Origin of the sequence: Herbaspirillum autotrophicum (assembly GCF_001189915.1) — a bacterium.
GTDB lineage: Bacteria > Pseudomonadota > Gammaproteobacteria > Burkholderiales > Burkholderiaceae_D > Herbaspirillum > Herbaspirillum autotrophicum.
Map to the genome: position 1 here is coordinate 161,359 of NZ_LFLS01000003.1, position 13,183 is coordinate 174,541.

15 protein-coding genes are annotated in these 13,183 nt (G+C 57.6%); 7 read left to right on the forward strand and 8 right to left on the reverse strand.

Translation table 11 applies throughout. The features are described 5' to 3' along the window. Window positions 1-253 precede the first annotated feature (253 nt). Complete coding sequence (locus AKL27_RS03400) at window positions 254-718, forward strand: hypothetical protein (protein WP_332308324.1); 465 nt, start codon at window positions 254-256, stop codon at window positions 716-718. Window positions 719-775: 57 nt separating this feature from the next. Here AKL27_RS03400 and ppk2 read toward each other — a convergent pair whose 3' ends face one another. Together ppk2 and AKL27_RS03410 are read right to left on the reverse strand one after the other, a co-directional pair. After that, window positions 776-1,666 carry a polyphosphate kinase 2 gene (gene ppk2 / locus AKL27_RS03405; RefSeq protein ID WP_050461356.1) on the reverse strand — a complete coding sequence of 297 codons (891 nt, stop codon included), beginning with the start codon at window positions 1,664-1,666 and terminating at the stop codon, window positions 776-778. Window positions 1,667-1,764: 98 nt separating this feature from the next. Continuing rightward, window positions 1,765-1,947, reverse strand: coding sequence for an oxidoreductase-like domain-containing protein (locus AKL27_RS03410; protein WP_050461357.1), 183 nt, complete (start codon window positions 1,945-1,947; stop codon window positions 1,765-1,767). 266 nt (window positions 1,948-2,213) lie between these two features. Between AKL27_RS03410 and AKL27_RS03415 the strand changes: the two genes are divergently transcribed. Then, window positions 2,214-3,761: a sensor domain-containing diguanylate cyclase gene (locus AKL27_RS03415; protein WP_232310887.1), complete on the forward strand. Its 1,548-nt coding sequence runs from the start codon at window positions 2,214-2,216 to the stop codon at window positions 3,759-3,761. Window positions 3,762-3,841: 80 nt separating this feature from the next. Beyond that, entirely contained in the window at window positions 3,842-4,057 is a 216-nt protein-coding gene (locus tag AKL27_RS03420; RefSeq protein WP_050461359.1) for a DUF3820 family protein, read from the forward strand. Between the two features lie 2 nt (window positions 4,058-4,059). Here the strand turns inward: AKL27_RS03420 and AKL27_RS03425 are convergent, their stop codons facing one another. The 3 genes from AKL27_RS03425 to AKL27_RS03435 form a co-directional block, all read right to left on the reverse strand. Further along, window positions 4,060-4,935, reverse strand: coding sequence for a serine hydrolase domain-containing protein (locus AKL27_RS03425; RefSeq protein ID WP_050461360.1), 876 nt, complete (start codon window positions 4,933-4,935; stop codon window positions 4,060-4,062). 56 nt (window positions 4,936-4,991) lie between these two features. Then, window positions 4,992-5,798, reverse strand: a complete 807-nt coding sequence (locus AKL27_RS03430) for an IclR family transcriptional regulator (protein WP_050461361.1) — start codon at window positions 5,796-5,798, stop codon at window positions 4,992-4,994. A gap of 244 nt (window positions 5,799-6,042) precedes the next feature. Beyond that, window positions 6,043-6,714, reverse strand: a complete 672-nt coding sequence (locus AKL27_RS03435; protein WP_050461362.1) for a hypothetical protein — start codon at window positions 6,712-6,714, stop codon at window positions 6,043-6,045. Window positions 6,715-7,140: 426 nt separating this feature from the next. On the opposite strand from AKL27_RS03435, the gene AKL27_RS03440 reads away from it, so the two are divergent. From AKL27_RS03440 to dmpH, 4 genes are all read left to right on the forward strand, one after another. Beyond that, the gene (locus AKL27_RS03440; RefSeq protein WP_232310888.1) at window positions 7,141-8,280 is read left to right on the forward strand and encodes an MFS transporter; all 1,140 of its coding nucleotides are present in this window, start codon (window positions 7,141-7,143) and stop codon (window positions 8,278-8,280) included. 61 nt (window positions 8,281-8,341) lie between these two features. After that, on the forward strand, window positions 8,342-8,542 hold the full coding sequence (locus AKL27_RS03445; RefSeq protein ID WP_050461364.1) for a tautomerase family protein: 201 nt from the start codon (window positions 8,342-8,344) through the stop codon (window positions 8,540-8,542). Window positions 8,543-8,606: 64 nt separating this feature from the next. Beyond that, entirely contained in the window at window positions 8,607-9,392 is a 786-nt protein-coding gene (gene dmpE, locus AKL27_RS03450) for a 2-oxopent-4-enoate hydratase (protein WP_232310889.1), read from the forward strand. 68 nt (window positions 9,393-9,460) lie between these two features. Next, window positions 9,461-10,249 (forward strand): 2-oxo-3-hexenedioate decarboxylase, encoded by a 789-nt coding sequence (gene dmpH / locus AKL27_RS03455; protein WP_050461366.1) that lies wholly within the window; start codon window positions 9,461-9,463, stop codon window positions 10,247-10,249. A gap of 94 nt (window positions 10,250-10,343) precedes the next feature. Here dmpH and AKL27_RS03460 read toward each other — a convergent pair whose 3' ends face one another. The 3 genes from AKL27_RS03460 to AKL27_RS03470 all read right to left on the reverse strand — a co-directional run bounded on the left by AKL27_RS03460 (window position 10,344) and on the right by AKL27_RS03470 (window position 13,114). Beyond that, complete coding sequence (locus AKL27_RS03460; protein ID WP_050461367.1) at window positions 10,344-11,357, reverse strand: TRAP transporter substrate-binding protein; 1,014 nt, start codon at window positions 11,355-11,357, stop codon at window positions 10,344-10,346. Window positions 11,358-11,412: 55 nt separating this feature from the next. Continuing rightward, the gene (locus AKL27_RS03465) at window positions 11,413-12,210 is read right to left on the reverse strand and encodes an SDR family NAD(P)-dependent oxidoreductase (protein WP_050461368.1); all 798 of its coding nucleotides are present in this window, start codon (window positions 12,208-12,210) and stop codon (window positions 11,413-11,415) included. Window positions 12,211-12,295: 85 nt separating this feature from the next. Next, the gene (locus AKL27_RS03470; protein WP_050461370.1) at window positions 12,296-13,114 is read right to left on the reverse strand and encodes a phytanoyl-CoA dioxygenase family protein; all 819 of its coding nucleotides are present in this window, start codon (window positions 13,112-13,114) and stop codon (window positions 12,296-12,298) included. Window positions 13,115-13,183 lie beyond the last annotated feature (69 nt).

Below are 13,183 nucleotides of genomic sequence, written 5' to 3' on the forward strand. Positions count from 1 at the left end.
AAAACAAGCACCGCCGCTGCCATTTTTTTTTGCCGCAAATCCGCTTTCGGGGTTCTTCCGGGGGATAATGCGAGGTCGGGCTGACTCCGGGTCACGCAATACTCCCCGGCAGCTGATTTAATCGGCGAATGTCGCGACCGCGCCGCGCGCGCTGTATGACCGACTCCCGCCATCATTACTGGAAGCACAAATTTTGAACACGACTAGAAACAAACGTTGGAACGGCAGGCTGGAAACCCTGAAAGCAGACTATTTGAGCGGCGTCATCGGACAGATGGATGCCTATGGCGATCGCGTGCAGTTTGCACTGAACGGGCCAGGACAAAAACCGCTGTATCAGGTGATCAATGCCGATGGCAAGAAAATGGCCTTTGACGGCAACCACCATCTGTATCGCCCGGAAGGCGAAGAATTTACCGGCAGCAATGCTACCGGCGTCATGACCATGGATCAGATCAGACTGGCGATGGCCGGCGGCGCCCCGAAAAGCACCGGCACCGTGCGCGCAGTGCGCGCTACCGGCGTTGGCAGCCGTGGTCCGAGTGCAGCGACCAAGGCCAAGGATCTGGTCGATACCGAAAAGTACGAGTACTTCAAGAACAACCGTTCGATGCTGCCGGCCGAAATCGGTGAACACTCCAACGAAATCACCACGCTGATGCGCGGCGGCATGTCTGCCGAAGCGGCATTTTCGGAAGTCCTGAAACGTCACTTCTGATCACGCATTGCCGGCACTGATGTGCCGGCAAGCGCGCCCCGATCCGCCGATGGCGGATCAGTAAATCTCCGGCACCAGAATTTCCTCCGATACTTCACGCCGTACATAATCGTCATGACGTACCCGCTCCGGCAATGAAATTGGCGGATGTTCGACTTCGCCATAAGGCATCTGGCTCAGCAAGTGATGAATGCAATTGAGACGCGCCTTTTTCTTGTCCACCGCCTGCACCACCCACCACGGCGCTTCCGCAATGTGCGTGCGTTCCAGCATGACTTCCTTGGCGCGCGTGTATTCTTCCCAGCGCCGGCGCGACTCCAGATCCATCGGGCTTAATTTCCATTGCTTGAGCGGATCGTGAATCCGGCTCAGGAAGCGCAGATGCTGTTCGTCGTCGGTGATCGAAAACCAGTACTTGATCAATTGAATGCCTGAACGTACCAGCATGCGTTCGAACTCGGGTGCGGAACGGAAGAATTCTTCGTACTGATCGTCACTGCAAAAACCCATGACGCGTTCGACGCCGGCGCGGTTATACCAGCTGCGATCAAACAGGACGATTTCACCGGCCGCCGGCAGGTGTGACACATAACGCTGAAAATACCACTGGGTACGCTCGCGGTCGTTCGGCGCCGGCAATGCCGCCACCCGGCACACACGCGGATTCAAGCGTTGCGTGATGCGCTTGATGACACCACCCTTGCCGGCAGCATCGCGCCCCTCAAACAGAATCACCACCTTGTGACCGGTGCTGACCACCCAATCCTGCAATTTGACCAGCTCGGCTTGCAAGCGGAACAATTCACGGAAATACAACTGGCGCTCTTCCTTGTCGGTGCTGGCGGCGTTGGCACCGTAATCGCGATCTTCGATTTCCAGTTCCAGTTCTTCGTCGTAGCTGTCAGCCAGTTCGCGCTGAATCCGGCGTACCAATTCTTCTTCGTTCATCTTCTCTCCATCGAGGTCATTCCCGGCATAGCCAGGACGGCAACATCCAGATGCCACCCTACCGCAGGATTATGACCCCGCCATGACCCGCCCGGCAGTCAGCGCCGTTTGGCCGGTTTGCTTTTCAATTGCCGTTGCTCCCACTGCGCCAGCGCCGTCTGATACCGCTCCAATGCATCCTGATAGATATCAAAAATGCATGGGTTGCATCCGCTTTGACAGCAATCTTCCAATGCCGGTTGCGGCGGCGGTGCAGGACGGGGATCGGCATTGACAGGCACGAGCGGTGACTCCAGAGCAGGGTTGAAAATCTGATTATAGAGTGTTGCTGGCAAGCGTCACCGGCGCCGCGACCAGCACAAAACATTTCCTGATGGAATGTTATTTGCGCCCGAAGCCTGCAAATGTTCACATTTTTACACCATTGCGAGTAGGATTGCTTAAATGACACTTTGCCACCAAAGTGTCATTGGTCAGATATCCCTTCGTATCTCGGCACCCACAGACCTCGCTACCCATGAATGCCTTACAGCGCATAAAAGAGGCAGTGACATTTCCCACTGATCGCCGCACGCATATCGTCGTTGCGGCCTGGGTGTTTTTTCTGCTGGTCTGTCTGTCGCTGACCTTCGTCGATGTCTGGCAAGCCTGGAAAGCACGCACCGAGCAACTACGCGATACCGAAATCAATATCACCAACATGGCGCTGGCGCTGGCGCAACATGCCGACGATACCATCCGGGCGGCCGATCTGATATTGAGCGGACTGGTGGAACGGGTCGAATACGATGGCACCGGCGACCGCGCCAAAGCGCGCCTGCACAACATGCTCAGCAAACGGGTTGAAGAGTTACCGCAACTCAGCGGGATTTACATCTTCGATGAGCGCGGCGATCTGGTGGCCGATTCCAACAACAAACCATTTTCGAGAAACGTTGCCGATCGCAGCTATTTCCAGTTCCATCGTCAAAGCGACGAACGCAACGCGCACATCGGTCCGCTGGTCAAGAATTCGACCGGTAACTGGCGGCTGACGGTAAGCCGGCGCATCAACCGCGCCGACGGCAGTTTCAGCGGCGTGGTACTGGCCGGCATTGATATCGAGTATTTCAAGGATTTTTACAGCACCTTCGATATCGGCAAAAACGGGCTGATCATTCTGGGTCTGAATCAAGGCACGCTGCTGGTAAGACGGCCATTCTTCGACAAATATGTCGGTGCCGACCTGAGGCAGGTTCCGATCTTCCGTGACTATGTGACCCGCAATCACAGCGGTGTGCATACCGCGCCATCGACTGTCGATGGCAAAGACCGCATCAACGCCTATCGCCATCTCACCCACTATCCGCTGTTTGTTGCGGTAGCGCTGTCCAAGGAAGAAGCATTGGAAGGCTGGGTCGACGACACCCTGATACACACCGTGGGCATCATCTTCATGCTGATACCGCTGGCGCTGCTCGGCAACTGGCTGCTGAGACAAGTCAAGCTGCGTCTGGAGGCGGAAGCCCAGTTACTGGTGGTGCGCGATTCGCTGCACAACCTGAATCAGCATCTGCATAACATGGCGCTCGAAGACGGTCTGACCGGGCTCGCCAATCGCCGTCATTTCGATCTCGCCTTCAAAGAAGAATTCGGGCGCGCGTTGCGCAACGCGACGCCGCTGGCGCTGATCATGATTGATGTCGACTGGTTCAAGCAATTCAACGATATCTATGGACATGTCGGCGGTGATGAATGTCTGCGTCGCATCAGCGTCCTGCTGTTGCAGGCCACTCATCGTTCGGGTGATCTGGCGGCCCGTTATGGCGGCGAAGAATTGGTGGTGGTGTTGCCGCAAACCGGAATGGATGCCGCGACCGCCTTCGCGGAAAACCTGCGCGAAGCAATCCATGCCCAGGCCATCCGCCATGAGGGCAGCCCGTTCGGCATCGTGACCGTCAGTATCGGCGTAGCGTCCATCATTCCCGTCTTGCCCGAAGACGTTCCGGCACAATTGATCAAGGATGCCGACCTTGCCCTGTATACCGCGAAGGCGCGCGGCCGCAACCGGGTCGCCAGATTTTCGGATATCAACGCCATCGCCGACAGCATCTGAACCGTGGCCGGGCACAGTCCGTCGCTACCGGCAAACGCTTACAATGTCGCCATTGTCTGATTTCCGCCGCCCAAGCTCGCATGACTCCTGAACATCTGCAACTGCTGTTGACGCGCGAAATGCCCTATGGCAAATACAAGGGCCGGCTGCTGGCCGATTTGCCCGGCCACTATCTGGGCTGGTTTGCGCGCGCCGGTTTTCCGCAAGGCGAACTGGGCGCGCTGCTGGCGCTCATGTATGAACTCGATCACAACGCCTTGCGTCATTTGCTCGATCCGCTGCGCGAACGCAAATAGCCTCACCCGGCAGCCGCTTCAACCACGGCCCATTCAACCACGGACTGATCTGCCGCTGGCGCGAACGCCGCCACCGTGCGCCGGTGATCCGGAAAGTGGTATACCGCAGCGACACTGCCCGGTCCGGCGCCGGTATGTCCGCATGATTTTCCTGCCGGCCCCGCCTGTGCCATCATGCATCCCAAGCCATAGCCGAAATTGAACCACGGCCGGCCCGGCAATTCATTTCCCAGTGTGACCCGCGCCATCATTTCTGCCAGCAGCGAGGCCGGCAACAACTGCCCTGTCAGTAACCGGTCCAGTAGCAAGGCCGCCGATGCCGGCGACCCGACCAGCAAACCGTGATAGACCCAGTCCGGATGATAGCCACCGGGATTGCCCCACGCGGTGGTCAGCAAATCGGCAGGCGCCGCAGCGACCGTGACGCCAGCAATCGCGAGCGGAGAGAAAACCAGTTGTTGCAGCGCGTGCTGAAGGTCGGTACCGAGCGCGGTCTCGATCAACTGACGCACCAGCAGGTAACCCGTGTTTGAGTAGCGCCATCCCTGCCCCGGCTGGAACAGCAGTTGCCCGCTTTGCACTCGATCAAGCATGTCAGCCATCGGCCACGGCTGCGCACCGCACTCCACCTCTTTGGTGTAAATGTCGAGATCGGAATAATTCGGCACGCCGGCTGTATGTTGCAGCAATTGCCGCAGCGTGTAAGGCTGGTTCGCGAGCGGAATATCCAGCGCCAGTTTGCCGTCACGCACCAGTACCATTGCCGCAGCAGCCAGCACGGTCTTGCCGAAACTCCACCAGGGTACCGGGCGGGTGACAGCGTCCTGTACAAGCTTGCCGTCGCAGACGATGGCGGTGGAGTTGAGCGGTAACGACATGAGTTGGTCCTGATGGATGATTGGCGATGTCAGCCCTCGCCGCACGTCATTCGGTATCAGCTTGGCTGCGGCACCGTGCCATATCCCAGCAACGCGGAAATATTGGCAGCCGCAAGCAACAGCGCGTCGATTGTTTCCGTGGCGGGTTGTGCCGGCAGATAATGAATCGATCCGACCACCGCGAGTGCACCGAACAGACTGCCGTCTTCGAGGAAGATGGGGGCGGCAATCGCGTTCACGCCCAAAAACAATTCTTCGGGAGCGTCAGCCCATCCCTGTTTTCTTACTTTTTCTATTTCGGTTTGCAAACGTGCCGGATCGGTAATCGTGTGACTGGTGTCCGGTTTCAGATTGCCGTTCAGCGTCTGCTCCAGCAACACCGGCGACCCGAACGCCAGCACCACCTTGCCCTGCGCGGCGGCATTGAGATTGAAACGCGAACCGGCGCGCAGCATGATTTCCAGCGGGCTGTTACCGAGCAGGAAATCCAGCACGATCACGTGATCGTTGGCATGGGTCGTGATGACAACCGTCAACCCGACCTTGTCGCGCAATTCTTCGCGGATTTTCCGCGACAACGACACCACCGGAAACCGTTTCACCAGATTTTGTCCCAGCAGATACAAACGCCAGCCGATGCTGTAACGGTTGGTGGCCGGATTCTGTGTCACGTAACCATGACTTTTCAAGGATGACAGATGCCGGTGCACGCGCGCTTTGGGCATGCCGAGCGCTTGTGCGAGATTGGTGATGCCGAACTCTTCGTCCGTGGCCGCCAGCATTTCCATGATGCGCAGCGAGATGACGGCAGTCGGCAATCCGGCATCGGCGTCATTGTCTGCGGTTTCTGTTTCTTGGTTCAAGATACGACCTATTGGTAGCGTTAAGTGAGGTAATGGCGCTTATCTGCACGATGTGCCGTCTGCCCGACGCTGCTGTCCTGCGCGGCTGGCTGCTGTTGCAAGGCAAAAACAGGGCGCGGGGACAGGTTGTTTGCAGCGTGGATTTTAGCACCGCGACCTGCCCATGCGACGCGGCCGTCGTGGAATTGAGATCCGCGACGGCCGCGATGCATTTGACGCTGCCTGGCACTAACCCGCTGCTGCCTCAGGGCAATTCGATAAATCGTTCGCCAAACACGTGATAACGCTGACGCTTGGGCTTGCCGGCATCTTCCGGCAGCACGTAGCGAATTGAACTGCTGCCCTTGCTGGCGCGCGGCAGGATCAGACAGCGGATGAATTCCGTTTCGCTGGCGTCGGTGGTGGGCGCATAAACCGGAAAACGGCCACGCTCCAGCCAGGCCTGACCGGGCTGATAGGTATTCTTCTGCCCTTCGGCTTCGATCGTGATTTCGCCATTCAGGCAGCAACGGATGCCGGGGCCCTGGTGCACATGCGTCAAGGCGACGCCGCCCTGCGGAAAGCCGACGCGGTCGATACGCATCAACCACGCAAACCCCTCTTCAAGTTCGATTTCCGCTGCCAGTTTGCAAGTGGATTCGGTACCCGGTGCAACCCGCAAGGCGCCGTCGCTCTTGTCGTTTGCGGCCAGCAATTCCCAGCGCCACAGACGGGCGCCATGCTGCCCCGCGCTCAGCACCAGCGGTTCTTGTCCGACCCACGCCGAACCTTGGGCATGATGTTGCGCAGCGACGGGCATGTCGATACTGACGTCGCCTTCGACCACATAGATCGAGCGCGGTACCGCATTCAGATAGATCGGCGCATTGTTGGCCGGCAAACTGTCTTGATAAAGACGCAAAAGATAACTGCTCATAACCTGACTCCTTGTATAGCGATCTGAAAAATGAAATCGCGACTGTCGTAATCGCGCCGGCGGCAGGTGCGCTGATCGGGTCCCCGAATAAATCGGACCGGCTCCTCGCCACAGCGGCTCATTGTAAACATGTATCGATGATCGATACATAAATATCTTTAATCGATACAAAAAGCTTGAGATTTGTTAATCAGTGGCTTAATATTCCGTGGTCGATACAGATATATTGATTATCGATACAAAATTAACGAGGTAAGTCGTACCCGATCCCGGCCTCACGGGAAGAAACGTATGGAGAGAGACAACATCATGAATCACCCAGCACCGCTTGCGCAGCAGCTAAAGCCGGCCCCTTGGTACCGGGGCGCATCGAAGAATCAGTGGCGTTCCTTTTGGTCTTCTTACATTGGATGGATGCTCGACATCATGGATCTGATGTTGTTTGCCATGATCATCGTGTATGTCGGCAAGGACCTCGGCTTCAGCAAGGGCATGTCCGGCATGGTAGCCTCGGCGACCTTGATTGCCACCGCCTTCGGCGGCCTGATCTTCGGTTTCCTGGCCGACCGCATCGGCCGCGCCAAATCGATGGTGCTCAGTATTCTTTGTTATTCGGTCGGCACCGCCTTGTGCGGTTTTTCAGACTCGCTGGCACAACTGATCGCGTTCCGGGTATTGGTCGGACTCGGCGTCGGCGGCGAATGGTCGGCCGGCGCTGCATTGATTACCGAAACCTGGCCGGCGCAACATCGCGGCAAGGTCATGGCGTGGGTACAGAGCGCATTTGCTTCCGGTTATGCACTGGCCGCTATCGTCGCCGCCATCGTATTGCCGACCCTCGGCTGGCGTTGGGTGTTCGCAGTCGGTTTGCTGCCGGCACTGTTCGGCTTGTGGGTGCGGCGCCACGTGGCGGAACCGGAAATCTGGCTGAACCAGAAGAAACGTCTGACGTTTTCTGAAACCATCGGTGAATTGTTCGGTTCTTATCGCAAGCACACCATCATCGGCCTGTCCTTCACGGCGGCAGCAATGTGCGGCTACTGGGGCTTGTTCACCTGGATTCCGAGCTATCTGAGCACGCCGGTCAGCGAAGGCGGCGCCGGTTTCAACCTGATGCAATCGACCACCTGGGTGGTGATCATGCAAGTCGGCGCTGCCATCGGTTTCATTACCTTCGGCTATATCGCCGACAAGATCGGCCGCAAGAAAGCCTTCATGTTCTTCTTCGTCGGCGCTGCCCTGTTGGTGCCGCTGTATACCAAAGTGAAATCGCCTGAGATGCTGTTGATTCTCGGCCCCATCGTGGCCTATTTCGGCACCGGCTTCTACAGCGGCTTCGCCCCCACCTTCGCCGAATTGTTCCCGACCGCGATCCGCGCCACGGCACAAGGCTTCATCTATAACACAGGCCGCGCAGCCAGTGCGCTGGCACCGGCAATGGTGGGTTTCCTGTCGGGTAATTATGGTGTCGGCAGTGCGCTTGCCATGACCTCCGGCTTTTTCCTGCTGGCGGCGCTGCTGGTGTTTTTCTTCTTGCCGGAAACCAAGGGTGTCGAACTGGAATGACGTGCTTCCGGTGCAATCGCGGCCTGGATAGCCATTCTCAATTTTTCTGAAAGGAGTGCATATGCCGATCATTCATATCACGCTGGTAGCAGGCCGAGACAACGCCAAAGTCGAGCGTTGCATCCGCGAGGTGGCGCGTACCGTTGCCGATACGCTGGATGCCCCGCTCGACACCATCCGGGTCATGGTCAACGAAGTGCCGGCAGCGCGGTTCGCCGTCGGCGACCGGCTCAAGAGCGATCCCGCGCCGGGCAACACTTGAGCACCCGCCGTTACCCGTGCGCTGCGGCGCGCAATTTCTTTGCAGGTATTTTGGAACTCCATTCATGAACTCTTCAACTATGGCCGCAACGCTCGGCGACGAGCTGTATCAGGCACTCATCAATTGCAGTCCGGTGGCGCCGCTCAGTAGCCGTTTTCCGGAACTGTCGATTGCCGATGCCTACCAGATTCAACTGCGCATGATCGACCGCCATCTGGCAGCCGGTGAACGCATCGTCGGCAAGAAAATCGGCCTCACTTCAGCCGCCGTGCAAACCATGCTCGGCGTCGATCAGCCCGACTTCGGGCATCTGACCTCTTCGATGGCCTTCGACAGCGGCGACACCGTTGCCGCCTCGCGCATGATCGCCCCGCGCGCCGAAGGAGAAATCGCCTTTGTGCTGAAACGCGACCTGGCCGGTCCCGGCATCACCAATGTCGATGTACTGGCCGCCACCGAATGCGTGCTGCCGTGTTTTGAAATCGTCGATTCGCGCATCCAGGACTGGAAGATTCGCATTCAGGATACGGTCGCCGACAACGCGTCATCGGCAGCATTCGTCCTTGGCCATACCGCCATTGCGCCGGACCAGGTCGATTTCATCCATTGCGGCATGGTGGTCGAAAAAAACGGCGTGATCGTCGGCACCGGTGCCGGCGCTGCCGCGCTCGGTTCGCCGGTAGCCGCAGTGGCATGGCTGGCCAATACGCTGGGTCGTCTTGGCATGGGCCTGAAAGCCGGCGAAGTAATTTTGTCCGGTGCCTTGAGCGCGCTGGTACCGGTGCAGGGCGGCGACCACATGCGCATGCGCATCGGCGGTATCGGTTCGGTTACGGTTCGCTTCAACTGAGGCATCGACAGGATTGAGCAAGCATATTGCGGCGGCGTATCACGCCGCGCGCACACCAAGGAAACCCCATGAAATTGACCGCAGCACAAATCGCCGAACTGGCTGAATATCTCGAATCGGCACAACTGGAACGACGGGAAGTCGTAAAGATTACTGATCGCTATCCCGATATCGGCATGGAGGATGCCTATGCCATCCAGAACCAGATCAAACAACGCAAGCTGGCGCGAGGCGAGCAAATCGTCGGCCTGAAAGTCGGCCTGACTTCGTACGCCAAGATGAAGCAAATGGGGGTCGAAACGCCGATCTTCGGCTTCATGACCGATACCTGCGTGATACAGGATGCCAGCGAGATACCGATGGCAACGTTGATCCATCCCAAGGTCGAACCGGAAATCGCGTTCTTCACCAAGGCAGCGATCCGTGGACCGGGCTGCAATATTGCGACGGTGCTGGCAGCCACCGATTTCGTGATGCCGGCGATTGAAGTAATCGATTCGCGCTATCGCGATTTCAAGTTCGATCTGGTCAGCGTAGTGGCCGACAACACCTCCGCCACGCGCTTCATCGTCGGTGGCAAAGCCACACCGGTGACCAATCTCGATCTGGCGGCATTGGGCGTGGTGCTGGAAAAGAATGGCCGGATCGAAATGGTCGGCGCCGGCGCCGCAGTGGTTGGTCATCCGGCGACGGCCGTGGCGATGCTGGCCAATCATCTGGCAGCCTGCGGTGAAGAAATTCCGGCGGGCTCGATCATCTTGTCCGGCGGCATCACTGAAGCCATCCCGGTGCAAGCCGGTGACAGCATTTCATTGCAGATACAACATCTCGGCGGCGTTACCACCCGCTTCGTCTGAGCCCGGATCGCCGCCATCTCGGCGAAAGAAAAAAGCCCCGCTCATCATCAGCGGGGCTTTTCGTTTCAGCAAACGGGATTGATTACCAGCACGCTCAAACCAGCTTGCCGACCGCTGCCTCCAGTTGCGCCCAGGCTTCATCGCCAAACTTGGTTTTCCATTCCTTATAGAAGCCGCTTTGTTGCAGTGCCTGACGGAATTGCGCGGTGGCCGGTTTGGAAAAGATCAACCCTTTGGCGGCCAGTTCCTGTTGCAGATCGGCGGCCATTTTTTCGCTGTCGGCACGCTGATTGACACCTGCCGCATTGAAATTTTTGGTGACGATATCTTGCAGCGGCACCGGCAATGCAGCGAACGAACGTTTGTTGGCCAGCAGCCAGTAACCATCCCAGGCATGACTGGTCATTGCACAGTATTTTTGTACTTCATACAGTTTGGCGGTGGTGATGATCGGGAAGGGATTTTCCTGGCCGTCCACGATGCGGGTCTGCAAGGCGCTGTACAACTCATTGAAATTGATCGGCGTCGGCGCCGCCTTCAGCGATTTGAACAATGACAACAGCAAGGGGCTGACCGGCACCCGGATTTTCATGTTCGTCAGTTCGGCCGGGGTGTTGATCGGCTTGTTCGACGTAATGTGACGGAAGCCGTTATCCCATACCTTGTCGAATACATGCAGATTGGTTTTCTCGATGTGGGCGCGAATGTATTTACCAAGATTGCCATCCATTGCTTTCCATACCGAGGGGTAATCGTGAAAGGCAAAGCCGACGCTGTTGAGGGAAGCCATCGGCACCAGATTGGCCAGGATCACGCCGGGCAAGGTCAGGAATTCGACGCTGCCGGAGCGTACCTGGCTGAGCAAATCGGTATCCGAACCCAACTGGCCATTCGGGAATACCTTGATGTCGACCTTGCCACCGGTTTCCGCCTTGGTTTTTTCGGCCGCTTCGCTGAGGCGGATGTATATCGGATGCGTCACCGGCACATTGGTGGCCACCTTGTAGTTGAACACGGCAGTCTGGGCGCGCACGCCGGTGGTGCCGACGGCGGCGATGCCGACCGCCGAGGCGGCGGCTTTCAAAACGGTACGGCGAGTGAGTTGCATGTTTGTCTCCATGATTTTTATTGGGTGCAGCGTGATAATTCGGTCAGCGCTCGTATTACGCGCAACGCGCCGTCAGGCCGCCATCGACGATGATGCTGGTGCCGTTCACATAGCGGGCTTCGTCGGATGCCAGAAACAAGGCGGCGTAAGCGGTATCCCAGGCATCTCCCATCTTGCCGGTGGGAGAAATCTTGTCGCGCTGGGCAATCATTGAATCGACATTGCCGCCATAGGTCTTGGTCAGCGGTGCACGAATCAGCGGCGTATTCATCAAACCCGGCAACACGCAATTGGCTCGGATACCTTGTGCCGCATACTCCACTGCGATGTTGGCGGTCATGCTGATCAATGCTGCCTTGGCGGCGCTGTATGCCAGATAGGGAAAGCCGATCCAGCGCAGGCCGGCAATCGAACCGATGTTGACGATGGCGCCCGCCTTACGTTCTGCCATGTAGGGCAGTACGTGTTTGCAGGTCAGAAAAATGCTGGTCTGATTGACTGCAATGACGCGGTCCCAGCTTTCTTCCGACGTCTCGACCGGGCCACCAGTTTCGACAATGCCGACATTGTTGTGCAACACATCGATCTGGCCATAGGCAGCCACGCAAGCTGCAGCCATTGCGCGAATTTCTTCGCTGCTGGCGACATCGGCGCGGAACGCGGTGCATTCACCGCCTTCACTGCGGATGATGGCAGCAGTTTCCTCGGCGGCTTCGAGCCGGAAATCGACCGCGAATATTCTTGCTCCTTCGCGGGCATACAGCACCGCAGCAGCTTTGCCATTGCCCCAGCCCGGCCCGGATGAGCCGGCGCCGATGACAATGACGACTTTTCCTTGCATGCGTTCAGACATGATTTCCTCAATGATGTACGGGGTATCGGGGCGAGCGGACATGCTTCATCACATGTCACAGGCCCCGTTGGAATGTTGCTGCGACTCAGGCTGCCAGGGCAGATTTGGCAGGCGCCGCAGCAGCACGTTCGGCGTACTCTTTGAGAATATTGGCGCTGGTCGCGCGCAGCGGCGTGAAGTCCTGATGCGCAATGAAATCAGGCCGGGTCGGTTTGGTGATCGCATTCGATACGGCCGACAGCGTCAGATAAACGATGCGCCGTGGATATGGCGTAATGTTGCCGGCCGAACCGTGCACCATGTTGGCGTGGAACATCAAGACGCCGCCAGCCTTGCCGGTCGGGGTGACGATACCGTTGCGGTCCACCATCTCGGTGACGGTCTTTTTGTCCAGCGTCCACAACGGATAGGAGGTGGTTTCGGTATCGTGCGAGGATTCCAGCGCACCGGCCTTGTGACTGCGCGGCACCACCATCAGCGGACCATTGATCGGCATCACTTCGTCCAGGAACACCGCAATGTTCATGGCGCGCGGTTCCGGCATGCCATCATCCTTGTGCCAGGTCGGAAAATCCTGATGCCATTGCCAGACTTCGCCGGTAAAGGCTGCTTTGGCGTTGATCTTGAATTGATGGATATACACCTCTTCGTTGAACAACTGCGCAACCGGCGCTACCAGACGTTCGTCCGAGGCCAGCAATTTGCAGGCTTCGTTGTATTGCTGACAGGCAAAAGCCGTGCGCGGGGTGCCATCTTTTTCACGCCAGATATCCGGCCGTTGCATTTCCAGTACCGCTGCCGATGCATTGCGCAATGCGGTGATTTCTGCCTCGGAAAAACAATCGGGAAGAAAGACATAACCAAGTTCGTCGAAGCGGGCGAGTTGTTCTGCGTTGAGTTTCATACTGTCTCCTGTGGACGCAATGGGGTCGAAGTAATATTGTTCTTATTTTGAATCCTGAATTTGGAATTC